The sequence below is a fragment of the Ruegeria sp. HKCCD4884 genome (genome assembly GCF_013110855.1).
Lineage (GTDB): Bacteria > Pseudomonadota > Alphaproteobacteria > Rhodobacterales > Rhodobacteraceae > Ruegeria.
Genome location: NZ_WVRJ01000004.1, coordinates 260,017 through 285,697 on the forward strand (window position 1 = coordinate 260,017; position 25,681 = coordinate 285,697).

The window sequence follows — 25,681 nt, forward strand, 5'->3', positions numbered from 1 at the left end:
TTCACGGAAGGTGATTGATCTTGCCGACCGACCATTTGTTGTCTTCCAAGGCGATATCCGTGACAGACAGATTATCGATCCGGTGCGAAAAGGTTTGCTGCCCATCTAGATTCAAAGCGCGTTGCACTTGCGTGAGGATCACGCCGAAATGCGCGACGATCACCAGATCGCGCCCCGTGTGCTGAGCCACAAGCGCGTCGATTGCGGTATCGACCCGATTGCGGACGTCGTTCCAGCTTTCGCCCTTCGGTGGGCGGACGTCGCCGGGGTTATCCCAATAGGCAAAGGCCAGTTCAGGGTCTTCTGCTTCGATATCGGCGAAGCCGCGCAATTCCCATCTTCCAAAGTGGATTTCCCGAAGGTCCGGATTGTGAGGCAAGCGAAGGCGTGGCCCCTGAATTGCTGACGCTGTGTCTACAGCGCGCGACAAGTCGGAAGAGATCACAATTGCCTCGGACGGCAGATGATCATGCAGGCGTCTCAAGGCTGCTGTATCGCTCAGGTCCGCAGGCAGATCCGACCAACCGACCATGGTTTTTGCATGTGTCGGCCCGTGACGGACAAGATGCAGGCGCGTCATGGCAATTGGCCTTTCAGAACAGATGGCAATCCGGCTGTCACCTGTACGACCAGATCCGCCTGCGCCGCCAAGGCTATGTTCAGTCGCCCCTGCGCCTCGCGGAATTGGCGAGCGAGGGCGTTGTCCGGGACGATCCCGTGACCTACCTCGTTCGAGACAATCACAACCTGGGCCGGGCAGTCGTTCAGGGCGTCCAGCAGGTTGGTCTGTGCCACTTCCAGATCGGATTCCGCCAGAAGATGGTTGCTTAACCACATGGTGGCACAGTCGATCAGACAAATCTGATCGTGCGGCAAGCGGGCCAGCACCGGTCCCAGATCAAGAGGTTCCTCAAACGTGGTCCAGCCGTCGCCACGCTGTGTCAGATGGCGTTTGACCTTTTGGCGCATCTCGTCATCAAACACTTGTGATGTCGCAAGATAATTCCTGCTTTTCCCTGTGGAAACAATAAGTTCTTCAGCAAAAGCCGACTTGCCCGAGGCAGCCCCCCCAAGAACCAAGGTTAAATCCGACGACACAATTCTTACCTTTGGATGATCCACTTAGTGTTGTTTTGCGTATCGGTCATAGGTCGGCAAAGCAAGCCCGGCCAGCGCCTGCAAAACAGGGGAGAGGTTGATGGCACTGGATAACGCGACAGACTTTTCGATGTCCCGGCAAGCGATGAAGGCTGAGTTGCTGGATGCGGAAACCGAACTAAAGCTGGCTTACGCGTGGCGCGATGAGCGTGATGAACAAGCTCTGCATCGGTTGATCACTGCGTATATGCGGCTGGCGATTTCGATGGCTGCCAAGTTTAAACGCTATGGCGCGCCTATGAATGACCTTATTCAAGAGGCTGGGCTGGGTCTGATGAAGGCGGCAGACAAGTTCGACCCTGATCGCGGTGTGCGATTCTCGACCTATGCCGTTTGGTGGATCAAAGCGAGCATTCAGGACTATGTGATGCGCAATTGGTCCATGGTTCGGACCGGGTCCACATCTGCACAAAAGTCGTTGTTTTTTAATATGCGGCGGGTTCAGGCCCGTTTGGAACGCGAGGCAGCCACCGAAGGTTTGGAGTTGGATCGTCACCAGCTGCATCAGATGATTGCCACCGAAATTGGTGTTCCCCTGCGTGATGTCGAAATGATGGAAGGGCGTCTTTCCGGTTCAGACTTTTCGCTGAATGCGGTGCAGTCTGCGGACGAAGACGGGCGCGAGTGGATCGATGCGTTAGAGGACGATCGCGAACAGGCTGCGGAATCTGTTGAACACAGCCATGACACAGCGCAACTGCGCGAGTGGTTGCTGATCGCGATGAACGCGCTGAATGACCGCGAACGTTTCATTGTACGTGAGCGCAAGCTGCGAGAGCCTGCAAGGACGTTGGAAAGCCTTGGAGATGAGCTGGGTCTGTCAAAAGAACGTGTGCGCCAGCTAGAGGCCGCGGCTTTTTCAAAAATGCGTAAGAACCTTGAAGGTCAGTCGCGCGAGGTGCAACACTTCATTGCATGAAACATCTTGCGATTCTTGTGTGTGTTCTGGGTCTTATGGTCGCCGCAGTGCGACCTGGCGGAGCAGAGGCTTTAATACCTGACACAGCTCTGACTGCGATGCATGGCGCCGATGTCTTGATACTTGGTGAGGTACACGACAACCCCACCCATCACCACATTCAGGCTGCAGCACTGACCGCTTTTTCCCCTTCGGCAGTTGTGTGGGAAATGGTCACTGAAGAAGGCGCGCAGCGGTTGGCGCAAAAGGCAGTGTCGGACCCGGAAGAGTTGGGCCGTATCCTGAAATGGGCTGAAAGCGGATGGCCTCCGCTCAGCATGTATTATCCTGTTTTCCAAGCCTCAACTGCGCCCGTGTATGGGGCCATGGTGCCAAGGACTGCCGCACGCGCTGCGATGGAACGCGGGGCGGCCACCGCTTTGGGCGCGGATGCGGCGCGATTTGGTTTGACGGTTCCTTTACCACCCGATGAACAGGCAGCGCGAGAGGCGGATCAACTGGCCGCTCATTGCGACGCGTTGCCTGCTGAAATGCTGCCTCAGATGGTTGCAATTCAACGCTTGCGTGACGCGGTGCTTGCCCGTGCAGTGGTGCGTGCGATGGAAGAAACCGGCGGACCGGTTGCAGTGATCACCGGCAATGGTCATGCGCGCAAGGACCGTGGGATCCCGACCTATCTTGCGCGTCTTCAACCGGGTTGGAAGGTTGTTGCAGTAGGACAATCCGAGGACGGGATTATCGATGGTGATTTTGACGTGGTAATCGACAGCCCATCGATAGAGCGCGAAGACCCCTGCGCGGCGTTCCAGGTGCAAAATTAATCTCTGGAACTACCTGCTGGCCTTGCCTAATGTCGGGGCCGACCGGGACGGGAAGGGCTGAACATGCTGTCATCCAAACGCATTTTGCTGATCATTGGCGGGGGGATTGCGGCCTATAAGTCGCTGGATCTGATCCGCAGGCTGCGCGAGCGTGGAGCGGCTGTGACACCCGTTCTGACCCGCGCAGCGGAAGAGTTTGTAACCCCCTTGTCCGTGTCCGCACTTGCAGGCGAAAAAGTCTATCGCGATCTGTTCGATCTGACTGATGAGGCTGAGATGGGGCATATTCAGCTCTCACGCTCGGCCGATTTGATCGTCGTGGCCCCTGCAACGGCGGATCTGATGGGCAAGATGGCCTCTGGGCTGGCAAACGATCTGGCATCGACCCTTCTGATGGCGACAGACACGCCTGTTCTTTGCGCGCCCGCGATGAATGTACGGATGTGGGACCACCCGGCAACGCAACGCAACCTAAAGCAGCTGCAGGCGGATGGGGTGCGTTTTGTTGGGCCAAATGAAGGCGACATGGCCTGCGGCGAATACGGTCCGGGCCGCATGTCCGAACCGTTGGAAATCGTTGCGGCGATTGAGGCTCAACTGACAGCGGGAGCTTTGGCTGGCAAACGTGTGCTCGTGACCTCGGGCCCCACGCACGAACCGATTGATCCTGTGCGCTATATCGCGAACCGGTCGTCCGGTGCGCAAGGCTCCGCTGTGGCACAAGCGCTGGTGGATTTGGGGGCCGAGGTGATCTTTATTACCGGTCCCGCAGATGTGCCCCCTCCGGCAGGTGTACAGGTCGTACCGGTAGAGACGGCGCAACAGATGTCTGACGCGGTCGATGCCGCTCTGCCCGTCGATGCGGGCGTGTTCGCGGCGGCGGTCGCCGATTGGCGTGTGGCCAGTGCATCGGACAAGAAACTGAAGAAAAGCCGGGATGGCCTGCCGGTTCTGGAATTTGCCGAAAACCCGGACATTCTGAAACGTGTATCCCAGATGGATATGGGCCGCCCGCCGCTGGTGGTTGGCTTTGCGGCTGAAACGGACGATGTGGTTGAACACGCCACCGCCAAACGTCTTCGCAAAGGCTGTGATTGGATAGTTGCGAACGATGTTAGCCCGGCAACCGGCATCATGGGTGGATCCGAGAATGCGGTCATTCTGATCTCGGACAGTGGGGCCGAGGAATGGCCGCGCTTGGGCAAGGACGAAGTTGCCCGGCGTCTGGCGGCAAAGATCGCGGACGCATTGACAGACTGAAGGAAAGGCAAGGGCATGGTTGCAATTCGAGTGATCCGCGAAGACGGTGCAGACCCTGCTGTCGCGCTTCCGTCTTATGAAACAGCTGGTGCCGCCGGGGCGGATGTGCGCGCCAACTTGCCAGGTGGCACCCCTATCGTGTTGGAACCCGGCCAGCGCTCTCTCGTGCCAACCGGCCTGCGCATCGAAATACCTCAGGGGTACGAGGTTCAGGTCCGTCCCCGCTCGGGACTTGCGCTGAAACACGGGATTACACTGCCCAACACACCTGGCACCATCGACAGCGACTATCGCGGACCCTTGGGGGTGATCGTGATGAACGCGGGCCAGGACCGTTTCGAAATTGCCCATGGTGAGCGCATCGCGCAACTGGTGGTCGCCCCTGTCGTGCAGGCCACATTCGAACTGGCTGAAGAATTGGGTGAAACCGGTCGCGGGTCTGGCGGCTTTGGCTCAACCGGGCGCGGCTGATGCTGCTGGTTTTTGTTCTGGCTGCGGGACTTTGGGGCGTTGGCTATATTGCCGGCACGTCAAAAACAGCGCGTGTGGTTTCGGTCAGTGTGTTGTTGGCCGGAGTGATCCTGTCTCATCTGATCTTGCCAGACGGGCATCCGCTGCGTCAGGCGACAGGCGGCTCGGCGGCAATGTGGTTGATCCTTGTAGGTTTCGGCGCGATTGTTTTGGTGTATGGCAGGGGGCTGAAAGCCCTGCGCAATCGCGCAGAGTCCGTTTCAGATCAGGAACCTGCCATGCCCACCGACCGATTTACCGAGACCGAGCTGGACCGCTATGCCCGTCACATCGTTTTGCGCGAATTGGGCGGTCCGGGGCAGAAAAAGCTGAAAAAAGCACGGGTTCTTGTGATTGGCGCGGGTGGTTTGGGTGCCCCGGCTTTGCAATATCTGGCTGCAGCGGGTGTGGGCACAATCGGTGTCATAGATGATGACGTTGTCGAGAACGCCAACCTGCAGCGGCAGGTCATTCACCGGGACACAGATATCGGCATGCCCAAGGTTTTCTCGGCACAGCAGGCGATGGAGGCACAGAACCCGAACGTGGTGGTTCTGCCCTATCATCGCCGGTTGAGTGATGAGATCGCGGCCGATCTGTTTGCCGATTTCGACCTGATCCTTGACGGGACCGATAATTTTGACACGCGCTATCTGGCCAACCGCACGGCCGTCGCGCTGGGCAAACCGCTGATCTCGGGGGCCTTGTCGCAGTGGGAAGGGCAGCTGAGCGTGTTTGACCCGGCCAATGGCAGCCCGTGCTACCAGTGCATTTTCCCCGAAGCGCCAGCCCCCGGTCTGGCCCCGTCCTGTTCCGAGGCCGGAGTAATCGGCCCCTTGCCCGGCGTTGTTGGGTCGATGATGGGGGTTGAGGCGATCAAGGTGATCACCGGCGCAGGTATGGCGTTGCGTGGCGAGATGTTGATCTATGATGCTCTGTACGGCGAAAGCCGCAAGATAACGCTGACCCGTCGCGCCGATTGCCCAGTCTGCGGCACCGCGAACGATTAACCTTTCTTTACGCAGGCTTTGGGTTCTGGAACACCCGGCCTTGGCGACTTAGCTATAGGGTCAAAGGAGATCCGAATGACCAACCCGATCCTGTCCAGCTGGACCACCCCGTTTGAAATTGCCCCCTTTGCCGAAATCTCGGACGATGATTTCGCCCCGGCGCTGGATCAGGCAATGACGGCGCATAACGATCAGATCGCGGCGATTGCTGAGAATTCTGACGCTCCGACCTTTGCCAATACGATTGAGGCTTTGGAGGCTGCGGGCGAGCAGTTGGACAAGGTTCTGTCGGTCTTTTTCACGGTTGCAGGGGCAGACAGCAATCCCAGACGGGAAGAGTTGCAGCGAGAGTTCTCCCCCAAGCTGTCGGCGCATTTTTCCGGCATTTCTTCGAACAAGGCGCTGTTCAAACGCGTGGCCGACCTGTGGGCGCGGCGCGATGATCTGAACCTGACAGAAGAACAGGCGCGTGTGCTGATGTTGACCCATCGCGGTTTCGTGCGTGCTGGCGCAGCACTGGCAGGGGAAGACGACACCCGGATGCAAGAGATCAAGTCGCGCCTCGCCTCTTTGGGGACGTCCTTTACTCAAAACCTGTTGGCAGATGAGCGGGACTGGTTCATGGACCTGACCGAAGAGGATCTGCAGGGCCTGCCGGATTTCGTCGTGGATGCAGCCCGCGCTGCGGGGCAAGAGAAAGAGGCGCAAGGACCAGTGGTGACCCTGTCGCGGTCGCTGATTGTACCGTTCCTGCAATTCTCACCTCGTCGGGACCTGCGCGAAAAGGCATATCGCGCCTGGGCCGCGCGCGGGGCCAATTGGGGCGACACCGACAACCGCGACATCGCTGCCGAGATTTTGACGCTGCGTGAGGAACGCGCCAAGCTGCTGGGCTATGACAGTTTCGCCGACTACAAGCTGGAAACCGAAATGGCCCGCACACCGGATCGCGTGCGTGAACTGTTGATGCAGGTGTGGGAACCGGCAAAATCCCGTGCCGATGCTGACGCCGAGATCCTGACACAGATGATGCAGGAAGACGGCATCAACGGCCCGCTGGAAGCCTGGGATTGGCGCTACTACGCCGAAAAGCGGCGCAAGGCGGAGCACGATCTGGATGAGGCGGCCCTGAAACCCTATTTGCAACTGGACCGTATGATCGAGGCATCCTTCGCCTGCGCAAATCGCCTGTTCGGGCTGGAATTCGCGCCGCTGGACGTTCCGCTCTATCACCCGGATTGCCGGGCTTGGGAAGTCACACGTGACGGGCAGCACATCGCCGTTTTCATCGGTGATTACTTTGCGCGGGGATCGAAGCGATCTGGTGCGTGGTGCAGCGCGATGCGGGCGCAGGCAAAGTTCCCGCAGGTTCAGGCACCTGTTGTGATCAATGTCTGCAATTTTGCCAAGGGTGATCCGGCGCTGCTGTCTTATGACGACGCGCGGACATTGTTCCACGAATTCGGCCATGCCCTGCACCAGATGCTGTCGAATGTGACCTATGAAAGCATTTCTGGCACCTCGGTCGCGCGCGATTTCGTAGAACTGCCCAGCCAGCTTTACGAACACTGGTTGGAAGTGCCCGAAGTTCTGGCCGAGTTTGCGACCCATGCCGAAACGGGCGAGCCAATGACGCAAGAGATGCTGCAGAAAGTGTTAAACGCCGCCAACTTCGATCAAGGGTTCCAGACGGTGGAATATGTCGCCTCGGCGCTCGTTGATCTGGCCTTCCATGACGGCGACGCCCCGGCAGATCCGATGGCAAAACAGGCCGAAGTTCTGGCGGAATTGGGGATGCCACATGCTATCGGAATGCGCCACGCCACGCCCCATTTTGCCCATGTCTTTGCCGGTGATGGCTATAGCTCGGGCTATTACAGTTACATGTGGTCCGAGGTGATGGATGCCGACGCCTTCGCCGCCTTTGAAGAGGCAGGCGGTGCCTTTGATCCCGAGCGCGCCAAGGCGCTGGAAGACAACATCCTGTCCACCGGCGGGTCGCGAGAGGCGGAAGACCTGTATCTGGCGTTCCGGGGTCGATTGCCGGGTGTGAACGCCCTGTTGAAAGGCCGCGGTTTGATCGCGGCCTGATTTCAGTAGCCCAGAGTGCGGTCTACGAGGTGCACAAAGGGCTCTCCGGCTTCACCGCGCCGGATATTCTCGCAAATGACCTGCGCGGCTGTGATCGGGCGGGTTTCAGACGCGATATGCGGAGTAACGGTGACATTCGGGTGCGCCCAATAGGGGTGCTCGGCAGGCAAGGGCTCGACACGAAACACGTCCAGTGTTGCGTGACCGACGTGACCTGTGTTGAGGGCATCCAATAGCGCATCGTCATCGATCAGCGGGCCACGACCCGGATTGATGATCCGTGCGCCCTTAGGCAGCAAGGCCAGCGTTTCGGCGTTCAGCGCGTTTTCTGTGGCAGGTGTATCAGGAAGCAACAGCACCACGATCTCTGCCTGAGAAAGCGCTTGCCGCAATCCTTCTGGACCATGCAGACAAACAATGCCGGGAATGTCTTTGGCGGTACGGCTCCAACCGGAGACTTGAAAGTTCAGCGCTGTCAGGGCTCGGGCTGCGGCCTCACCCAACGTGCCCAATCCCAAAATACAGACGTTACGCTCTTGGGCCAAGGGCGGGGCAACAGGGGTCCAGACGCCATCCTGAACGGTAATGTGCTGGTCCATGCCCAGATGGTAGCGCAGGACGTGGCCCACAACCCATTCGGTCATGCCCTGCGTCAGCCCGTGATCCACCATCCGCGCCAATGGGACAGTCAGCGTTTCATTATCCGCGATCTTCTCGACACCTGCCCAAAGGCTCAACACCGCTTTCAGTCGCGTATAGGGGGTGAAGTCTTGCAAACCGCCATTCGGAGCATAGACGACATAGTCCACTTGATCCGGCTCAAACTCGGTGCTCAGCCGTGCGTCGACATTGGCCTCTGCCAGGAAATTGGTCAGCAGCGGCTCAAACACGGGCCAAAGCGCAGGGCGCGCGGAAAACAGGACGTTTGCGGGCATCGGGGGCCTTTCAGATCAACGGGGGCGGTGGATATGTGCGCTTTGGACGATGCCAAATGCGGCCATCAGCACCAACATGGCCGAGCCGCCATAGCTGACCATTGGCAGCGGCACACCAACGACCGGCGCCATGCCCATCACCATCGACATATTGACGGCGAAGAACAGGAAAAAGTTCAGCGCAATGCCCAGAGTGACCAGCGAAGAAAACCGATCCTTGGTCGCAAGCGCTGTAACCATGCAGAACACAAGGATCAGCGCGTACAGGATTAACAGGGTGATGCCGCCGACAAAGCCGAACTCTTCCGCCAGCGTCGTGAAAATGAAGTCGGTGTGCTTTTCAGGCAGGAAGTTCAACCGGGACTGTGTCCCTTGCATGAACCCACGTCCATTCCAGCCCCCGGACCCAAGGGCGATCTTGGACTGGGTGATGTGATACCCGGCCCCAAGTGGGTCGGTCGAAGGGTCCAGAAAGGTGTCAATCCGGCGGAACTGATAGTCCTTGAGCAATTGCCATTCGGTCCCGCGGCTGTTGAACACAGCGGCGATCAAACCTACCACCGCAGCGATAACAGCCGCAAAATACGCCCAGTGGACGCCTGCGAGGAACATCAAGCCGCCGCCTGCCGCCAACAACAGGATCGACGTGCCCAGATCGGGTTGTTTCAGAACCAGCAGGGTAGGCAATATGATCAGGGCCACCGGAATAAAGACCCATAGCGGTCGGGACGTCTTGTGGGATGGCAGCCAGTCGTAATAGGCCGCCAGGACCATGACCAGCGCGACCTTCATCACCTCTGAGGGTTGCAGGCGCATGAAGCCAAGGTCTATCCAGCGCTGCGCGCCCATGCCGATAGTGCCGAACAGCTCGACAAACACCAGCAACGCGACCGAGCCCAGATAGGCCAGAACGGACATGTTGCGCCAGAACCAGATTGGCACCAGTGCAATGATGAACATTGCAGTCAGGCCAAGACCGAACCGTTCCATCTGCGGCTCGGCCCAGGGCGTCCACGAACCACCCGCAACCGAATACAACATCAGGAATCCAGCGCTGGCCGTGCTGATCAGCAGCAGGGTCAGCGGCCAGTTCATGTACAGGAATTTGCGAAATCCCGACGGTGTCGATTTGACCGCGTACTCAAGATAGCTCATGCGCGGTCCTTTCCGTCAGGACGCGCTTTGGGGCGACGGTCGCCCTCAAGCCGTTTTTGCTGTTCCTTGATACGGTCACGGTCGCCGACCGGATACGCGTCGAGCGGTGGTGTGCCGTTATAAAGGGCCTGAAGCATGATGTCCCGCGCCACCGGGGCTGCGGCCTTGGACCCCCCGCCACCATGCTCGACCACGACGGCAATCGCGTATTTGGGTTTGTCGTACGGGGCAAAACTGACGAACAACGCGTGGTCGCGGCGTTCCCAGGGTAAGTCTTCGTTCCGGATCACGCCTGCTGCACGTTCGGCCTTGGTAATGTTTCGTACCTGGCTGGTGCCGGTTTTACCCGCCATGCGGAAATCTTCCGCAATAATACGGCTGCGATAGGCCGTGCCACGACGGTCGTTTGAAACAGACCACATCGCTTCGCGGATATGTTTGAGATTGGCGGGGCTGATCTCAAGCGGTTCCCCCGCGCCGCTGGGCTGTTCAACCCCGTTGATCGACCGCACCAGACGAGGCGAAACCGCACGACCAGTGGCGATCCGCGCGGTCATGACAGCCAATTGCATGGGCGAGGCCAACATAAAGCCTTGTCCGATGGATGCGTTTGCGGTGTCGCCGATGAGCCATTCTTCGCCGTGGATCCTTTGTTTCCATTCCTGATTGGGCGCCAGTCCAGCGCGTACAGCGGACATGGGAATGTCATGCTTGATGCCCAGCCCAAGCGTGTTGGCCATTTCAGAGATTCGGTCGATGCCGACCTTTATCGCCACGTCGTAGTAGTACACGTCGCAACTGCGTTTCAGTGAAGTGTTGAGGTCCACCATGCCATGGCCGCCACGCTTCCAGCAGTGGAAGCGACGGCTGCCGACTTTCAGATGGCCGGGGCAGTAAACGGTGTTTCCGGGGCCGACGACTCCGGCCTCAAGCGCTGCCAACGCCGTAACCATTTTAAAGGTCGAACCCGGAGGGTAAGTACCCTGAACTGTCTTATTTGCCAGCGGGCGGTACTTATCTTGCGTCAGCATCCGGTAATCTGCGACCGAGATTCCACGCACAAACAGGTTGGGATCGAAACTGGGGGCCGAGGCCATCGCGCGCAGGTCACCGGTTTCACAATCGATGACGACGGCAGCGGCGCTTTCGCCAGCCAACCGGGCCTGTGCGTATTGTTGCAGGTCCGCGTCAACAGACAGTTGCAAATCGGCTCCGGGCTGGCCTTCCTGTCGGTCCAGCTCGCGCATGACGCGACCGGTTGCGTTGACTTCGACGCGCTTGGCACCGGCCTTGCCGCGCAATGAGATTTCCTGTTTTGCCTCAAGACCCACTTTGCCGATCTGAAACCGGGGGATTCGCAGAACGGGTTCAGGGTCTTCGATCTGGCTGAGGTCGTAGTCACTGACCGGTCCGACGTAGCCCACGATATGAGCAAAATCTTCATAGCGTGGATATTGCCGTGTCAGACCCACTTCGGGTGTGACACCCGGCAAGGCGGGGGCGTTGACGGCAACTTTCGATATGTCCTCCCACGTGACCTGATCGGCCAGCGTGACCGGCAGGAACGGGGCCGAGCGGCGCATCTCGGTCCGGGCGCGTTCGATTTCATCATCGTTCAGAGGGATCAGTTCTGACAGTTTTCCGATCACTTGATCCACATCGCCGGCGTCTTCGCGCACAATGACGATACGGTAGGATGGAGAGTTTTGGCCAATGATCTGCCCGTTGCGGTCATAGATCCGTCCGCGATTTGGGGGGATCAGGCGGATGTTGATGCGGTTTTCTTCCGCCAACAGGCGATACTCATCGGCCTGATCCACCTGCATGAACCGCATACGTGCCGCCAGCCCGCCAATGAAGGCCGCCTGCAGGCCGGCCAACAACAGCGCACGCCGTGGCAAGCGTTTATAGGCCAGGCCCTGTGATTTGGGCTTGCGCGGCTTCATGCCCGACCTCCTTCCGCGCCGGTATCAGAAACGGTCATGCGACGGACACCGAACACGCTTTGGCTCAGTGCAACGATGACCGGATAACAGGCAATTGTCAGCACGAGCTGGATCATGACAGGCAACAAAGCGGCCTGTTGCACGGACAAGATTGAAAGAACGATCCTGTTCGCGAAAAACACACCCGCGATGACCACGCTAACCGACATCCATTCTCCGACGAAACCGGCATCTTTCATACCCGGTGCCGCCGAACGCAGATAGGCTGATCCAAAGACAACCAGTGCCGCCAAAAGGCCCGGTGGGCGTTGCAGAAGAAGGTCGGCCATCAGCATCACGACAGCCACAAGCAAGGTCGGAACATAGTCGGGGCGGCGCAGCACCCAGGCGAAAGTCAGGGCAATCAGAACGTCGGGATAAGGCCAGCGATCTGGTTGCGCATCCAGCGGCAACAAATGCAGGAACAGCACACCAAATGCCAGCGCTGTGTAGAGACCGCGCATCGCCCAGTTATGCGAGGCAGACTTATCCATCACTAAGCTCTTCAGGCGACAGGGCGGCTTCGGGCCGGGTTGGGCCGACTATACCGCCGGGGTCCCGAATGATCGGGGCCGAGTTGAAGCGTAGAACGCGCAGAAACTCCAGCCGTTCGAAATCAGCGGACAGACGCACCCGCAACCGGCCGCCCGGATCCGTTGCGATCTGGCCGATCAGCAAACCAGCCGGGAAAACGCCACCGTCACCTGATGTAATAACCCGGTCGCCGGGGCGGACCAGTTCACGGCTTTCAAGGAATTCAACAACCGGTGCCGACGTGTTGTCCCCTTTGATCAACGCGGTCTGGCCCGAGGGCTGGATGGTGGCAGGGATGGCGCTGGTGGCATCTGTCACCAGAATAACGCGGGCTGTATCGGAACCGACGCCCGAGATCCGGCCGACAAGGCCGATGCCGTCCATCGTGGCCCATCCATCGACGATGCCGTCGCGTTCGCCCACATTCAGCAGAACGGATTGCCGGAAAGGTGAGCCGCTGTCGGCCATCACAACACCGGTGATATAAGTCAGGCGCGGATCAAGACGTACGTTGTTGAGATCCAACAAACGCGCGTTTTCCTGCTCCAGTTGCAGTGCCGCTTCTTTCCAGGCGCGCATCAGGCGAAGTTCGCTGCGCAGTTCGCGGTTTTGCTCGCTCAGGCGCTGGTAGCTTTGGAAGTCACGAACAAGATTGACTGTCGCAGTCACAGGCACCATGGCCCATTCCATCGAGGGTACAACTGCATCCACCACTTGCGCGCGAAACCGTTCAACGCGCGGGCTGTCGATGCGCCAGATCAGGAAGATTCCCAACAGACAAAGGATCACGATCCCCAGCAACAAACGACGCAAGGGGGTTGTGTAGTCATCGCGCTGTGATCGGTCTTTTGCCACAGGTTACCTTCCCGTGCTGCTCGTGCCGAATTCAGACTGCCCCTAAAAGGTGCGCGCCTCAGCTCTCGTAGTCAATCGCGTGGCGCAGCTGTTTTTCATATTCTAGCGCCTTGCCGGTGCCCAAAGCCACACAATTCAGGCTTTCGTCGGCAATCGACACGGCCAGACCGGTCTGTTCGCGCAGGGCCAGATCCAGATCACCGAGAAGCGCACCTCCGCCAGTCAGCATCACGCCTCGGTCCACAATATCCGCAGCCAGATCGGGCGGAGTGGTTTCCAGAGCGGTCATAACCGCCTCACAAATCTGCTGCACGGGTTCCGAGAGCGCTTCGGCCACCTGGGCCTGGCTGATCTCGATTTCCTTGGGTACACCATTCAGCAGGTCGCGCCCTCGGATGTGCATCGACTGGCCACGGCCATCGTCGGGCATACGAGCGGTGCCGATGGTGGTCTTGATCCGTTCAGCCGTGGATTCGCCGACCAACAGGTTCTGTTGACGACGCAGATACGAAATGATGGCTTCGTCCATCCGGTCGCCACCGACGCGGACCGAGCGGGCGTAAACAATGTCACCCAGCGACAGAACTGCAACCTCGGTTGTGCCGCCGCCGATGTCGACGACCATGTTGCCGGTCGGGTCGGTGATCGGCATCCCGGCGCCAATCGCGGCTGCAATTGGTTCTGCGATCAGGCCTGCACGGCGCGCGCCTGCGGACAGAACCGACTGACGGATCGCGCGTTTTTCGACCGGGGTCGCACCATGGGGCACACAGACGATGATCTTGGGTTTTGAGAAGGTCGAGCGTTTGTGCACCTTGCGGATGAAATGCTTGATCATTTCCTCGGCGGTGTCGAAATCCGCGATCACACCTTCGCGCATTGGGCGGATGGCTTCGATTGAACCGGGGGTCCGGCCCAGCATCAGCTTGGCGTCTTCGCCGACAGCCAGAACTTTCTTCACTCCGTCCTTGACGTGATAGGCAACCACCGAGGGTTCAGACAGGATGACACCGCGCCCCTTGACGTAAACCAGCGTGTTTGCTGTTCCAAGGTCGATAGCCATGTCCGCTGTGAACAGGCCGCCCAGATTGCCAAAGATCCCCATGTTTCCCCTGATCCTGTATGTCGGTTTTTCTACTGCCCGCGACTCGACGGTTCCGGGACGGATGACTTATAGGGTGCCATCACGCCCGGTAAAAGGGCTGATTCCGCGACAATCAGCACCTTTCCGCCTTATTGATTGGGACTTTAGAAGGCAAAATGCTCTCTTATCAACACATTTACCACGCCGGTAATCTGGCTGATGTCCAAAAGCACGCATTGTTGGCCTGGGTGCTGAATTATCTGACACGCAAGGACAAGCCGCTCAGCTATGTCGAAATGCATTCCGGTCGAGGGTTGTACAAGCTGGATGCCGAGGAGGCCGTGCGTACCGGAGAGGCCGCAGCGGGGATTAAGCGAGCGCAGCAAGAAGGGTGGTTCGGACCTGATCATCCGATGACGCAAGTTTTGGAAAGTGTTCAAAATCGTCACGGCAATGCCGCCTACCCGGGTTCACCCTTGGTTGCGGCCAATCTGCTGCGGGATCAGGACAGCTTGCATTTTGCGGAACTTCACCCACAAGAACATGCCGCTCTGGCCTTGGCCATGTCGCCCTACGGGGCCAAGGTTTACCAGCAAGACGGTTTTGCGCTGGCGCAATCCTTGCTTCCGCCCACACCACGCAGGGGGATGCTGCTGATCGACCCGAGCTATGAGGTGAAAACCGATTATGATCGTCTACCCGGGATCATCACCAAGCTGCACCGAAAATGGAATGTCGGGGTCATAGCGTTGTGGTATCCCATCCTGTCGGACAAGCGCCACCAGGCCATGATACGTGCTTTGAAGTCGCAGAACTTGCCCAAAGCTGTCTGTCACGAGGTAAAGTTCCCCCCAGTTCGTAAAGGACATCGAATGGTCGGTTCCGGTATGTTCATCATCAATGCCCCGTTTGGCATCGAAGACGAAATGAAGCGTCTGTCCGCTTTGTTTGACCAGCTTTGAGCAGAGTTGGGTGAAACCTACCAATGCTCCCGCCTCGTTTGCCCGCATTAACGATGCCGTCAAACAAGTTGGGCCCGGCAGCGCCCTAAGCGCGCTGCCGGGCCCAAAACCCAAGAAGGGACGGCGAAGCCGGGCTGCCGCGGGTGCGGGAGCCCTTGGGCCGTTCAGGTCAGGTCTTTATAGCTGATCTCACGCGTATCAGCACCGGGACCCGCTTTCTCACGCCGTACGATCAGGCGGTTCAGCGCGTGGATATAGGCTTTGGCAGAGGCCACAACCGTATCCGTGTTCGCAGATTGACCGGTTGCAATCATACCGTCCTCGCTCAGGCGAACTGAAACGGTGGCCTGTGCATCGGTGCCTTCGGTGACAGCGTGAACCTGATACAATTGAAGGCGGGCTGTGTTGGGATAGATTGCCCGGATCGCTTTAAAGGTCGCGTCCACCGGTCCGTCACCATGTTCAGTGGCGATAACGTCTTTGCCGTCCATTTCCAACTCGACCGTGGATTCTGCCTGACCACCCGTGCCGCAGGTCACTTTCATCGAGACAAGCTGCAGGTAGTCATCGTGCTCATCCATGGTCATCAAGGCGATGAGGTCGTCGTCGAAAACCTCTTTCTTGCGGTCGGCCAGATCCTTGAACCGCACGAAAATGTCACGCAGCTGGTTGTCACCGACCTCAAAACCCAAAGTCTCAAGCTTGTCGCGCAAAGCCGCTCGGCCCGAGTGTTTGCCCAACGGCAGAGAAGTACCGGACAGGCCAATGTCCTCTGGGCGCATGATTTCGAAGTTTTCGCGGTTCTTGAGCATCCCGTCCTGATGGATGCCGCTTTCATGCGCAAAGGCGTTCTTGCCAACAATGGCCTTGTTGAACTGCACGTTGAACCCCGACACTGTCGCCACCCTGCGTGAGATGTGCATGATCTTGGTGGTGTCGATGCCGGTGCGCCAAGGCATGATGTCATTGCGGGTGCGCAGCGCCATGACAACTTCTTCCAGCGCTGTGTTGCCTGCACGTTCGCCCAACCCGTTGATTGTGCATTCAATCTGGCGCGCACCACCCGCAACGGCCGCCAGCGAGTTCGCGGTCGCCATGCCAAGGTCGTTGTGGCAGTGGGTGGCAAAGATCACCTCATCCGCGCCCGGAACCGTTTCGATCAGGCGTTTGATCAGGTCAGCGCTTTCGACCGGTGCGGTGTATCCCACGGTGTCCGGGATATTGATCGTTGTGGCCCCGGCTTTGATCGCAATCTCGATTACGCGGCACAGGTAGTCCCACTCGGTCCGCGTCGCATCCATAGGCGACCACTGAACGTTCTCGCACAGATTACGCGCATGGCTAACCGTTTCGTGGATCTTGTCGGCCATCTCATCCATGGTCAGGTTCGGAATGGCGCGATGCAGCGGAGAGGTGCCGATAAACGTGTGGATCCGGTTTTGTTCGGCGTGTTTCACGGCCTCCCAGCAGCGGTCAATGTCGGCAAAGTTTGCACGGGCCAGACCGCAGATGCGGCTGTTTTTAGAACGTTGCGCGATTTCGGAAACGGCCTTGAAGTCGCCCTCGGATGCGATGGGGAAACCGGCTTCGATGATGTCGACGCCCATCTCGTCCAGCAGCTCGGCAATCTCCAGCTTTTCGTCATGGGTCATGGTCGCGCCGGGGCTCTGCTCGCCGTCGCGCAAAGTGGTATCGAAGATCAAGACGCGGTCTTGGTCGGTCACGTTGGTCATGGGAATCTCTTTCTTGTCTGTCCTAAAGCCTTTTTGGCGCGCTGGCGTCCTCCTCTGAGCGGGCGCGCCGGATGGCACGCTCAGAGGCGGATTAGGATCAGTAGGCCACGCAGAGACGCACCGCGCAGGGCGGTGTCGGCACAAAGGATATCTGCACGGTTGATCATGGGATTGAGGTTATACAGAGCCCGCCAGGAATGAAAAGACCAATTTGCGCCCAACAGGTCCTGCGCTGGCTTTCTAATTCCGGACCAACTTGATTGTGTCCTCTGCGCAGCTAGCTGGATGCAGATGAAAACAGCATTGATCATCGGAGCCTCGGGCGGAATTGGCGCAGCGGTTTGTAGAGCCTTAGAGGCGCAGGGCGTCTCGGTAACGGGCTTGTCGCGGTCATTGGATGGGTTCGATCTGACTGATCCTGACCGTGCGTTGCCGATCATTGATGGGCTGTCCGATCCCTTTGACTTGATACTGGTCGCGTCCGGGGCGTTAGAGATCGAAGGGGCTGCACCGGAAAAGACAATTCGTGCGGTTTCAGCCAAGGCGATGATGGATCAGTTTGCGCTCAACGCGGTAGGTCCGGCTTTGGTGCTGAGCCGAGCGCACAGGCTTTTGCCCCGCAAGGGGCGGTCGGTTTTTGCGGTTCTTTCAGCGCGTGTGGGATCCATCGGGGACAATCGGATGGGGGGCTGGATCAGCTACCGGGCCGCCAAGGCTGCGGTCAATCAAGTTGTCCATACCTCGGCCATCGAACTGTCGCGGACGCATAAACAGGCGATTTGTGTCGCCTTGCATCCGGGAACCGTGAAAACTGCGTTCACGCAGAAATACTTGAACCGTCATCCAGCCGTCGAGCCTGAGGATGCCGCCCAAAACCTTGTATCCGTGATCAATGGACTTACACCAGCGGATACCGGCGGTTTCTTTGATTGGGCCGGGCAACCCGTTCCGTGGTGAGGGTTTACCCGTCGGAGGCTTCTGGCGTTTCGGCCTGATCGTCTGGCGCAGGCTGTGGATCCGGGGTGTCTGACTCGCTTTGCTGGTCAGAGGCTCGACCCGGTAAAACTCCGTTTTCCCAAATACCGGTTTCTTCTTGCCCGTTGGCATAGCGCATCGTTCCGCTGCCCTGCCGCTTGTTGTCGACAAAATTGCCTTCGTACACATCGCCGTTCGAATAGGTAGCAACGCCCACGCCTTCGATCTTACCTTCGGACCAGTCGCCTACGTATTTGAAACCGGCAGGTGTTACGATTTCCCCAGCGCCATGCCGTTTTCCGTTCAGAAAATCACCAGTATAGATGGTGCCGTCGGAATAGGTCGCTTTGCCCTTGCCTTGGCGAACGCCATCGACCCAGTCGCCGTCATAGACCGAGCCGTCCGCGCGCGTCACGACGCCCTTGCCATGGCTTTGCGCGTTCTTGAACTGGCCTTTGTAGATCATTCCGTTGGCATACGTGGCTGTGCCCTGACCCTCGATCACGCCAGCGATCCAATCACCTTCATAGGTTGACCCATCAGGATAGGTGATGCGGCCCGTCCCCTCAGCCAAATCGGCAACAAAATCGCCGACATAAACCGAGCCATCGGGATAAGTCAGCTCTCCCAGACCTTCGATCTGTCCCTGGTTCCAGTCGCCGGTATACACAAAGCCGTCCGTGCCGGTGAACGTGCCCTTGCCCTGGCGGCGATCATCGACAAAATCGCCCTCGTACACGTCGCCTTGCGCGTGGGTCACTTTGCCTTTGCCCTGACGGCGCCCTTCTACCAGTTCGCCCTCATAGACATCGCCATTGGCATAGGTCAGACGACCGGTGCCGGTGATCTGATCCTGCGCCCATTCACCGGAATAGATCATGCCGTCGGGCATGGTTTGCTTGCCCGTGCCATCGCGCAATCCTGCGCTGACGTCCCCTTCATACACGCTGCCATCCGCATAGGTAATCCTGGCCTTACCTTGCCGCTGTCCATCAACCCAGTCGCCATCATAGATGTATCCGTCGGGAAAAGTCAGAACGCCTTTGCCGTGCCGCTGGGCATTCCTGAACTCGCCCTCATAGCGGGTGCCATTGGCGAATTCGGCAACACCTGTGCCGTTGATCGATCCGTTGGACCATTCACCGTCATAGCTGCTGCCATTGGCGTAAACGATCTTGCCGCGCCCTTCGGGCTGGCCCTTGGCAAAACTGCCTTCATAGATTGACCCGTCGGGATAGCGGGTCACGCCTTGGCCCTGAATCTCGCCTTCAACCCACTCGCCCGTGTATTCAAACCCGTTGGGCAGCCGGTAGGTTCCCGTCCCGTGGCGCAGCCCGTTTTCATAGGTGCCTTCATAGACGCCGCCAACCTCGTCATCTTTGATGATGACTGTTCCGTCCTGTGCAAACGCCGTCGCTGCGGACAGACTGAGCCCCGCTGCCAAAATCGAATATCGGATCACGTTCATTTTCGGTCCTGCCTGCCGGGTCATCGCTGGTTGCATCTTTGGAGGCAAAACTAGGATACCGTCGAGGGCAGGGCAACGGCTTTTGCCGCATTGGCCTTTTACTCGCGCGGTGATCTGCTAAATGGCAATAGGACTGACGAGGCAAGAGGGCAGCATGGCCGACCGTTTCTGTATCACTCTGGCGCAACTGAACCCCACTGTGGGCGACATTGAAGGCAATGCAGCCAAGGCGTTTACCGCTTGGGAGCAAGGCAAAGCAGCCGGTGCCGATCTGGTGGCCTTCCCCGAGATGTTCATCACCGGGTACAACACGCAGGATCTGATCCAGAAGCCAGTGTTCCACCGTGCGGCCATGGCGGCGGTTGAGGTGTTGGCCAAAACATGCGCAGACGGACCAGCGATTGCCATTGGCGCGCCTTGGGCGGAAGAGGACAAGTTGTTCAACGCCTACCTGATCCTCAAAAACGGGCGGATCACCAGCAAGGTCTTGAAACATCATTTGCCGAACGAAACCGTTTTTGACGAAGTGCGCCTGTACGATGCCGGTCCGCTGGGAGGGCCGTATTCGGTTGGGAACTTCCGAATTGGCAGCCCGATCTGCGAGGATGGATGGCACCCGGACGTAGCGGAAACCCTTGAAGAAACCGGGGCCGAGTTTCTACTGATCCCCAACGGATCGCCCTATTTCCGCGACAAGTATGACGTGCGCCTGAACCATATGGTGGCGCGTGTTGTCGAAACGGGTTTGCCACTGATTTACCTGAATATGGTGGGTGGGCAGGACGATCAGGTCTTTGACGGAGCCAGCTTTGGCCTGAATCCGGGTGGAGAGCTGGCCTTTCGGATGCCTGTTTTTGACGAAACTGTCTCACACGTGGATCTTGAGCGTGGTGACGATGGCTGGTTGATCGCGCCTGCCGAAATCGTTCCTCAGCCTGATGTGTGGGAGCAGGATTATCGCGCGATGGTGCAGTCGTTGCGCGACTATATGGGTAAGACGGGTTTCAAGAAGGCGCTTCTTGGTCTGTCCGGGGGCGTCGATTCCGCGTTGGTTGCAGCCATCGCGGTCGATGCCATCGGGGCCGAAAACGTGCGCTGCGTTATGTTGCCGTCGGAATATACCAGCCAGGCTTCGCTGGATGATGCCGAGGCCGTCGCCAAGGCATTGGGCGTGCACTATGATTTTGTGCCGATTTCCGAGGGCCGGGCCGCGGTAACGAATACTCTGGCGCCGTTGTTTGCGGGGCTGGACGAAGGATTGACCGAGGAAAACATTCAGTCCCGCCTGCGGGGGCTGCTGCTGATGGCGATCTCGAACAAGTTTGGTGAAATGCTGTTGACCACCGGCAACAAGTCCGAGGTCGCGGTGGGCTATGCCACGATCTATGGCGACATGAATGGCGGCTATAATCCGATCAAAGACCTTTACAAAACCCGCGTATTTGAAACCTGCCGTTGGCGCAACGCCAATCATCGTGACTGGATGATGGGTCCCGAGGGCGAGGTGATCCGCCCGTCGGTTATCGACAAACCGCCAAGTGCCGAGTTGCGGGAAGATCAGAAAGACAGCGACAGCTTGCCCGATTACCCGATTCTGGACGGTATCCTTGAGATTTTGGTCGATCAGGATGGCTCAATCGCCGACTGCGTCGCTGCCGGGTATTACGAAGCCGAGGCCCGGCGGGTCGAACATCTGATTTACATCAGTGAATACAAACGGTTCCAGTCCGCACCCGGTACGCGCCTCAGCAAGCGGGCGTTCTGGCTGGATCGGCGCTATCCAATTGTGAATCGTTGGCGCGATCGGACCTGAGTTTTACGGCAAGGTTAGATTACGCGGAAACAGTCGTGCACAAATGTGTCGATTGTTCTTAAATCGTGGGAAATCGGGTGCGATTTGAGGCACTTACAGCTGCCTCAGACTTGTTCCGGTGACATTTTTCTGCCACATTTTTGCTTAGAAGTTGCCCGATGTGGGGCGGGTGCGACGCAATTTAATCGGAACGCGTAAAATTGGTTCGCGGTACGAGCGACGCATCCCGGGTTGGATGTCTGAGTGAACGGTGTGGTGGTAAAATGTACAAGGAATATGACAATTCGCTTCATGCTCCTATGCGAATGCGGACGATGGAATCTCCGCCTCAGGAGCTGAATGAAGAAAAGTTGGATGCAGCAATAGCCGATATGCTGGACGAGCAGCGGGAATTGGACGAGCAAGCCGCCGCCCATTTCCGCACAGAGTTTCCAAGATTGCTGCCTCAGAAAGATGTGACTGCACAGGCCGCGCGTAAGCAAAGCGGGCTGTCTGCGATCCTGCGCCAGAAATGGGCAGAGTTGTCCGGCGCGGCTTAATACGCTTTTTGCTGACACTGATTTCGGCACCTGGGCCACAGGTGTCGAAAATACTGCAAGAGCGCTCGGAATTCACATTGCTTATCCACGGTAGGCAGGTCTCCATACTGGTCCAAGCGACTGATGTAAGACCTGTTGATGACCGCACCGAAACCAACCCCCGTCGAATCTGATCTGGCCCTGCCCAAACGTGTGGATGTTGTCGTCATTGGCGGAGGTATCATTGGCGTTTCAACAGCATTAGAGCTGGCTGAACGCGGCGCTTCTGTTCTTTTGTGTGAAAAGGGTCAGATTGCAGCAGAGCAGAGTTCGCGCAATTGGGGTTGGGTGCGTCTGGGTATGCGAGACCCAAGGGAAATTCCCCTGATGCAAGAGGCGTTGCGCATCTGGCAAACGCTGGACGAGCGTTTGGGGCGCGAAACAGGCTATACCCAATCCGGCATCCTTTTTGGGGCCTCTGGCGCAAGAGACGCAGCCAACCTGCAAAAGTGGATGCGCCATGTTGAGGGATTGCAGACCGGGGCCAGGATGGTGTCCGGCGGTGAGCTTTCCGATTTGCTGCAAGGGCACCAAACAGGTTTGACAACAGCGCTTCACATGCCGCAGGACGGTCGGGCCGAGCCGCAATGGGCTGCCCCGGCCATTGCCGAGGCTGCACGAAACCGGGGTGCAGTGATCATGACGCAATGCGCCGTACGTAGTTTGGATACTCGTGAGGGGCGTGTCGCGGGTGTCTTTACAGAACGTGGAAAAGTGGCCTGTGACCGGGTTGTCCTGGCTGGTGGGGCCTGGTCGCGGTTGTTTGCAGGCAACGCAGGTGTCGCAGTGCCGCAACTCAAGGTTTTGAACACGGTCCTTCGCACATCTCCCGTGCACGATGGGCCTGGACCCGCGTTGTGGTCCGACGATTTTGCCATCCGCAAGCGCGCTGACGGCGGCTATACCATCGCGTCTGGCCACGAAAACACAGTGGACATCGTGCCCGACAGTTTCCGGCTTGCGAGGCAGTTTCTTCCTGCCTTTGCGCAAGAGTGGAAGTCTCTGCGTTTTCGTTTGTCCAAACGCTGGACGATCGAAGCGCGACACGATCGGCGCTGGCTGCCCACCGATGTGACGCCGTTCGAGCAGTGCCGAATTTTGGACCCTGAGCCATCGCAGAAAACGTTGCGGCACGCTTGGGGCCGCGCCTGTAAGGGGTTCCCGGCGCTGGTTAACAGCGAAGTTGTGCAAAGTTGGGCCGGAATGATCGACGTTACGCCTGACGCCATTCCGGTGATCTCAGGTGTGGATGAGTTGCCGGGTCTTTTCATTGGCACAGGATTCTCAGGCCATGGATTTGGCATTGGTCCAGGTGCCGGGCGATTGATCGCCGATCTTGTCGCTGAAACGACGCCTTGCGTGGATCCGGCCACGTTTCGCCTGTCGCGGTTCACCGACGGTTCGAAAGTGCGACCGGATCCGGGGTATTAGTGGCTTAGCCCATCATCTGATAGCTGACCGGAACAAAGCGGAAGCCTTCGCCACGTGTCTCTACAAAGCCAGCAGCTGGAAACGGCATGTGATAGCCGATCATCGGCACCTTATCTGCGGCCAGCATGCCCAGAACGTTGCGCCGCGCTGCGGTCGCAGCCTCTTTGTCGGCGTCAAAGCTAAAGCTCCATTCTGGATGCGCAAACGACCAGACATAGTGGTTGGCCAGATCGGCCGTCAGAACCAGCCGCTGACCGTTGCTTTCGAGATGGAAAACCGTGTGACCGGGCGTATGTCCATAAGCAGCGATGGCTGTGATGCCAGACGACACTTCGCCCCCGTCCTCGATAAAGCTCATCTTTTCGGCCAATGGCGTGACCTTGGCCGCGACCATGTCGCCGACACGGTTTCCGGCTTCCATCCTGGACCAGAAATCGTATTCGGACGATGCCGTGACATAGCGTGCATTCGGGAAGGTAGGCGCGTCATTTGTGGTCATGCCGCCAATGTGGTCGGGGTGCATATGAGTGATAACAACCACGTCGATCTGATCGGGCGTGACGCCCGCATCGGCCAAAGCTGTCTGAATACCGCCTTGTCCCAAACCAGTGTCAAACAGAACAAGTTCGGATCCTGTATTGACCAGCGTCGGGGTGAAGAAGAACTGCGCCACGTCGGGTGAGATGAAGTTTTCGGCGGATACCTTTGCGAAATCTTCATCTGACACGTCCTGGCCAAACAGCGCTTTGGCGTCATCACGGGGGACGCTGCCGTCCAACAATGTGGTGACAGTGAAGTCACCCAGAGCAAACGATCTGGCGATGGTTGATTTCGCTTTGGTTTCAGTTCCCGCAGCCAGAATTGGCGTAGCGGCAGAGGCAAAAGGTAAAGCCGCTGCCGCACCAAGTGCAGCCCGGCGGGTCAGTTTGATAGTCATTTTGGGGTCTCCCTGTCTGTGCCAGCAATTCTTTAGATAGGTCCTATGCGTGAACTTGCCACCTGACGTTGCTGTGAACAGGTCTGCCGACTGGACAAATAGCCGATCCTGTGACAAGAGCCGCGCCAACAGGAGACATCCATGACAACCACCCGTTTCGCCCCGTCGCCCACCGGTTACATCCATGTGGGCAACCTGCGCACCGCCCTGATGAACTATCTGATCGCCCGCAAGGCTGGCGGTACATTCATCCTGCGTATTGACGACACCGATCCCGAGCGCTCGAAAGAGGAATATGTCGATGCCATCAAGCAGGATCTGGAGTGGCTGGGTCTGCATTGGGACAAGGTCGAGCGACAGTCGGACCGTCTGGACCGATATGCCGAAGCCGCCGATAAGCTGCGTGAAATGGGTCGGTTCTATGAGGCGTTTGAGACGCCGACCGAGCTGGACCTGAAACGCAAGAAGCAATTGAACATGGGCAAGCCACCGGTTTATGACCGGGCCGCGCTGAACCTGTCAGATGCCGAAAAAGACGCCCTACGCGCAGAACGTGGCAACGGTGTATGGCGCTTCAAGCTGGATCATGAGCGCATCGAATGGAATGACGGCATTTTGGGCGACATCTCGATTGATGCTGCTTCAGTTTCTGACCCTGTGCTGATCCGTGGTGACGGTCAGGTGCTTTATACAATTGCGTCCGTTGTGGACGATACCGAAATGGGTGTAACCGATGTGGTGCGGGGATCGGACCATGTGACCAACACTGCAACGCAGATCCAGATCATCGAAGCGCTGGGCGGACAGTGCCCCCGTTTTGCCCACCACTCGCTGCTGACCGGCCCGCAAGGTGAGGCTCTCTCGAAACGTTTGGGCACGCTGGCGTTGCGCGACCTGCGCGAACAGGGCGTGCAGCCGATGGCCTTGTTAAGCCTGATGGCGCGTTTGGGGTCGTCCGATCCGGTTGAGTTACGCTCGGACATGGCAGAATTGATCGAAGGGTTTGATGTGAACCGGTTTGGTGCGGCACCAACCAAGTTCGACGTACAGGACCTGTTCCCGCTGACCGCCAAGCACCTGCAATCGCTGCCGCTGTCAGATGTCGCTGATGCGGTAGAGGATGCTGGCGTTCCGGCTGATTTGGCGGAACCCTTCTGGGCCATGGCGCGCGAAAACATTACCACCTTGGCCGATCTGAAAGGCTGGTGGGAACTGTGCCGCGATGGGGCCGAGCCTCTGATTGCCGATGAAGATCGCGAATTTATTGCCGAGGCGATCGCTTTGTTGCCCGACGGCCCGTTTGATGGCGAGACCTGGGGTACTTGGACCAAAGCGGTGAAAGAGGCGACAGGCCGCAAGGGCAAAGGCCTGTTCATGCCGCTGCGCAAAGCCCTGACTGGGATGGAGCGGGGGCCGGAAATGGCGGCTCTGCTGCCCTTGCTGCAAGTGATCCGCGCACGGGGCTGA

At 58.3% G+C, this 25,681-nt stretch carries 23 protein-coding genes; 12 read left to right on the forward strand and 11 right to left on the reverse strand.

Translation table 11 applies throughout. From position 1 onward, the window contains the following. Position 1 precedes the first annotated feature (1 nt). Positions 2-580 (reverse strand): histidine phosphatase family protein, encoded by a 579-nt coding sequence (locus GS636_RS08345; RefSeq protein ID WP_171669122.1) that lies wholly within the window; start codon positions 578-580, stop codon positions 2-4. After that, positions 577-1,098: a bifunctional adenosylcobinamide kinase/adenosylcobinamide-phosphate guanylyltransferase gene (gene cobU / locus GS636_RS08350; protein ID WP_171184015.1), complete on the reverse strand. Its 522-nt coding sequence runs from the start codon at positions 1,096-1,098 to the stop codon at positions 577-579. Before cobU ends, GS636_RS08345 begins: the two co-directional genes overlap by 4 nt. Positions 1,099-1,198: 100 nt before the next feature. Between cobU and GS636_RS08355 the strand changes: the two genes are divergently transcribed. The 6 genes from GS636_RS08355 (at position 1,199) to GS636_RS08380 (ending at position 7,769) form a co-directional block, all read left to right on the forward strand. Next, positions 1,199-2,077: an RNA polymerase factor sigma-32 gene (locus tag GS636_RS08355; protein WP_171093586.1), complete on the forward strand. Its 879-nt coding sequence runs from the start codon at positions 1,199-1,201 to the stop codon at positions 2,075-2,077. Next, positions 2,074-2,898 (forward strand): ChaN family lipoprotein, encoded by an 825-nt coding sequence (locus GS636_RS08360; RefSeq protein WP_171669123.1) that lies wholly within the window; start codon positions 2,074-2,076, stop codon positions 2,896-2,898. Before GS636_RS08355 ends, GS636_RS08360 begins: the two co-directional genes overlap by 4 nt. 63 nt (positions 2,899-2,961) lie before the next feature. Continuing rightward, positions 2,962-4,158, forward strand: coding sequence for a bifunctional phosphopantothenoylcysteine decarboxylase/phosphopantothenate--cysteine ligase CoaBC (gene coaBC, locus GS636_RS08365; protein WP_171669124.1), 1,197 nt, complete (start codon positions 2,962-2,964; stop codon positions 4,156-4,158). Between the two features lie 15 nt (positions 4,159-4,173). Further along, a complete protein-coding gene (dut, locus tag GS636_RS08370; protein WP_171669125.1) occupies positions 4,174-4,629 on the forward strand; it encodes a dUTP diphosphatase in 456 nt (151 codons plus the stop codon). Next, positions 4,629-5,678: a molybdopterin-synthase adenylyltransferase MoeB gene (locus GS636_RS08375; RefSeq protein ID WP_171669126.1), complete on the forward strand. Its 1,050-nt coding sequence runs from the start codon at positions 4,629-4,631 to the stop codon at positions 5,676-5,678. The genes dut and GS636_RS08375 overlap by 1 nt, the downstream gene beginning before the upstream one ends. A 75-nt stretch (positions 5,679-5,753) precedes the next feature. After that, positions 5,754-7,769 carry a M3 family metallopeptidase gene (locus GS636_RS08380; protein WP_171669127.1) on the forward strand — a complete coding sequence of 672 codons (2,016 nt, stop codon included), beginning with the start codon at positions 5,754-5,756 and terminating at the stop codon, positions 7,767-7,769. Positions 7,770-7,771: 2 nt separating this feature from the next. On the opposite strand, the gene GS636_RS08385 is transcribed toward GS636_RS08380, so the two are convergent. From GS636_RS08385 to GS636_RS08410, 6 genes are read right to left on the reverse strand one after another with little or no spacing between them, the layout of a single operon-like run. Then, positions 7,772-8,704, reverse strand: coding sequence for a glyoxylate/hydroxypyruvate reductase A (locus GS636_RS08385; RefSeq protein WP_171669128.1), 933 nt, complete (start codon positions 8,702-8,704; stop codon positions 7,772-7,774). 15 nt (positions 8,705-8,719) lie between these two features. Beyond that, positions 8,720-9,859 carry a rod shape-determining protein RodA gene (gene rodA / locus GS636_RS08390; protein WP_171093572.1) on the reverse strand — a complete coding sequence of 380 codons (1,140 nt, stop codon included), beginning with the start codon at positions 9,857-9,859 and terminating at the stop codon, positions 8,720-8,722. Beyond that, positions 9,856-11,805 (reverse strand): penicillin-binding protein 2, encoded by a 1,950-nt coding sequence (mrdA, locus tag GS636_RS08395; protein ID WP_171669129.1) that lies wholly within the window; start codon positions 11,803-11,805, stop codon positions 9,856-9,858. The genes rodA and mrdA overlap by 4 nt, the downstream gene beginning before the upstream one ends. Further along, entirely contained in the window at positions 11,802-12,338 is a 537-nt protein-coding gene (locus GS636_RS08400; protein WP_171669130.1) for a rod shape-determining protein MreD, read from the reverse strand. The genes mrdA and GS636_RS08400 overlap by 4 nt, the downstream gene beginning before the upstream one ends. After that, on the reverse strand, positions 12,331-13,233 hold the full coding sequence (mreC, locus tag GS636_RS08405) for a rod shape-determining protein MreC (RefSeq protein ID WP_171105509.1): 903 nt from the start codon (positions 13,231-13,233) through the stop codon (positions 12,331-12,333). The genes GS636_RS08400 and mreC overlap by 8 nt, the downstream gene beginning before the upstream one ends. A 58-nt stretch (positions 13,234-13,291) precedes the next feature. Continuing rightward, positions 13,292-14,338: a rod shape-determining protein gene (locus GS636_RS08410; RefSeq protein ID WP_039523195.1), complete on the reverse strand. Its 1,047-nt coding sequence runs from the start codon at positions 14,336-14,338 to the stop codon at positions 13,292-13,294. Positions 14,339-14,493: 155 nt separating this feature from the next. Here GS636_RS08410 and GS636_RS08415 point away from each other — a divergent pair, with 155 nt between their 5' ends. Further along, positions 14,494-15,279, forward strand: a complete 786-nt coding sequence (locus GS636_RS08415) for a 23S rRNA (adenine(2030)-N(6))-methyltransferase RlmJ (RefSeq protein WP_171669131.1) — start codon at positions 14,494-14,496, stop codon at positions 15,277-15,279. A gap of 164 nt (positions 15,280-15,443) precedes the next feature. Here GS636_RS08415 and GS636_RS08420 read toward each other — a convergent pair whose 3' ends face one another. After that, positions 15,444-17,012, reverse strand: coding sequence for a 2-isopropylmalate synthase (locus tag GS636_RS08420; RefSeq protein ID WP_171093561.1), 1,569 nt, complete (start codon positions 17,010-17,012; stop codon positions 15,444-15,446). A gap of 291 nt (positions 17,013-17,303) precedes the next feature. Here GS636_RS08420 and GS636_RS08425 point away from each other — a divergent pair, with 291 nt between their 5' ends. After that, entirely contained in the window at positions 17,304-17,969 is a 666-nt protein-coding gene (locus GS636_RS08425) for an SDR family NAD(P)-dependent oxidoreductase (RefSeq protein ID WP_171669132.1), read from the forward strand. A 4-nt stretch (positions 17,970-17,973) separates the two neighbouring features. On the opposite strand, the gene GS636_RS08430 is transcribed toward GS636_RS08425, so the two are convergent. Further along, positions 17,974-19,455 (reverse strand): MORN repeat-containing protein, encoded by a 1,482-nt coding sequence (locus tag GS636_RS08430; protein WP_171669133.1) that lies wholly within the window; start codon positions 19,453-19,455, stop codon positions 17,974-17,976. Between the two features lie 154 nt (positions 19,456-19,609). Here GS636_RS08430 and GS636_RS08435 point away from each other — a divergent pair, with 154 nt between their 5' ends. The 3 genes from GS636_RS08435 to GS636_RS08445 all read left to right on the forward strand — a co-directional run bounded on the left by GS636_RS08435 (position 19,610) and on the right by GS636_RS08445 (position 23,277). Then, positions 19,610-21,268 carry an NAD+ synthase gene (locus tag GS636_RS08435; RefSeq protein WP_171669134.1) on the forward strand — a complete coding sequence of 553 codons (1,659 nt, stop codon included), beginning with the start codon at positions 19,610-19,612 and terminating at the stop codon, positions 21,266-21,268. 314 nt (positions 21,269-21,582) lie between these two features. Then, complete coding sequence (locus GS636_RS08440; RefSeq protein WP_171093553.1) at positions 21,583-21,807, forward strand: hypothetical protein; 225 nt, start codon at positions 21,583-21,585, stop codon at positions 21,805-21,807. A gap of 138 nt (positions 21,808-21,945) precedes the next feature. Continuing rightward, a complete protein-coding gene (locus GS636_RS08445; RefSeq protein WP_171669135.1) occupies positions 21,946-23,277 on the forward strand; it encodes an FAD-binding oxidoreductase in 1,332 nt (443 codons plus the stop codon). A 4-nt stretch (positions 23,278-23,281) separates the two neighbouring features. Here GS636_RS08445 and GS636_RS08450 read toward each other — a convergent pair whose 3' ends face one another. Then, entirely contained in the window at positions 23,282-24,214 is a 933-nt protein-coding gene (locus tag GS636_RS08450; RefSeq protein WP_171669136.1) for an MBL fold metallo-hydrolase, read from the reverse strand. A 141-nt stretch (positions 24,215-24,355) separates the two neighbouring features. Between GS636_RS08450 and gltX the strand changes: the two genes are divergently transcribed. Next, positions 24,356-25,681 carry a glutamate--tRNA ligase gene (gltX, locus tag GS636_RS08455; protein ID WP_171669137.1) on the forward strand — a complete coding sequence of 442 codons (1,326 nt, stop codon included), beginning with the start codon at positions 24,356-24,358 and terminating at the stop codon, positions 25,679-25,681.

Coding starts and splice junctions, on each gene's coding strand:
- GS636_RS08345 (WP_171669122.1), bottom strand. CDS start 580: ATGACGCGCCTGCATCTTGTCCGTCACGGGCCGACACATGCAAAAACC.
- GS636_RS08355 (WP_171093586.1), top strand. CDS start 1,199: ATGGCACTGGATAACGCGACAGACTTTTCGATGTCCCGGCAAGCGATG.
- GS636_RS08360 (WP_171669123.1), top strand. CDS start 2,074: ATGAAACATCTTGCGATTCTTGTGTGTGTTCTGGGTCTTATGGTCGCC.
- coaBC (WP_171669124.1), top strand. CDS start 2,962: ATGCTGTCATCCAAACGCATTTTGCTGATCATTGGCGGGGGGATTGCG.
- dut (WP_171669125.1), top strand. CDS start 4,174: ATGGTTGCAATTCGAGTGATCCGCGAAGACGGTGCAGACCCTGCTGTC.
- GS636_RS08375 (WP_171669126.1), top strand. CDS start 4,629: ATGCTGCTGGTTTTTGTTCTGGCTGCGGGACTTTGGGGCGTTGGCTAT.
- GS636_RS08380 (WP_171669127.1), top strand. CDS start 5,754: ATGACCAACCCGATCCTGTCCAGCTGGACCACCCCGTTTGAAATTGCC.
- GS636_RS08385 (WP_171669128.1), bottom strand. CDS start 8,704: ATGCCCGCAAACGTCCTGTTTTCCGCGCGCCCTGCGCTTTGGCCCGTG.
- rodA (WP_171093572.1), bottom strand. CDS start 9,859: ATGAGCTATCTTGAGTACGCGGTCAAATCGACACCGTCGGGATTTCGC.
- mrdA (WP_171669129.1), bottom strand. CDS start 11,805: ATGAAGCCGCGCAAGCCCAAATCACAGGGCCTGGCCTATAAACGCTTG.
- GS636_RS08400 (WP_171669130.1), bottom strand. CDS start 12,338: ATGGATAAGTCTGCCTCGCATAACTGGGCGATGCGCGGTCTCTACACA.
- GS636_RS08410 (WP_039523195.1), bottom strand. CDS start 14,338: ATGGGGATCTTTGGCAATCTGGGCGGCCTGTTCACAGCGGACATGGCT.
- GS636_RS08415 (WP_171669131.1), top strand. CDS start 14,494: ATGCTCTCTTATCAACACATTTACCACGCCGGTAATCTGGCTGATGTC.
- GS636_RS08420 (WP_171093561.1), bottom strand. CDS start 17,012: ATGACCAACGTGACCGACCAAGACCGCGTCTTGATCTTCGATACCACT.
- GS636_RS08425 (WP_171669132.1), top strand. CDS start 17,304: ATGAAAACAGCATTGATCATCGGAGCCTCGGGCGGAATTGGCGCAGCG.
- GS636_RS08430 (WP_171669133.1), bottom strand. CDS start 19,455: ATGAACGTGATCCGATATTCGATTTTGGCAGCGGGGCTCAGTCTGTCC.
- GS636_RS08435 (WP_171669134.1), top strand. CDS start 19,610: ATGGCCGACCGTTTCTGTATCACTCTGGCGCAACTGAACCCCACTGTG.
- GS636_RS08440 (WP_171093553.1), top strand. CDS start 21,583: ATGGAATCTCCGCCTCAGGAGCTGAATGAAGAAAAGTTGGATGCAGCA.
- GS636_RS08445 (WP_171669135.1), top strand. CDS start 21,946: ATGACCGCACCGAAACCAACCCCCGTCGAATCTGATCTGGCCCTGCCC.
- GS636_RS08450 (WP_171669136.1), bottom strand. CDS start 24,214: ATGACTATCAAACTGACCCGCCGGGCTGCACTTGGTGCGGCAGCGGCT.
- gltX (WP_171669137.1), top strand. CDS start 24,356: ATGACAACCACCCGTTTCGCCCCGTCGCCCACCGGTTACATCCATGTG.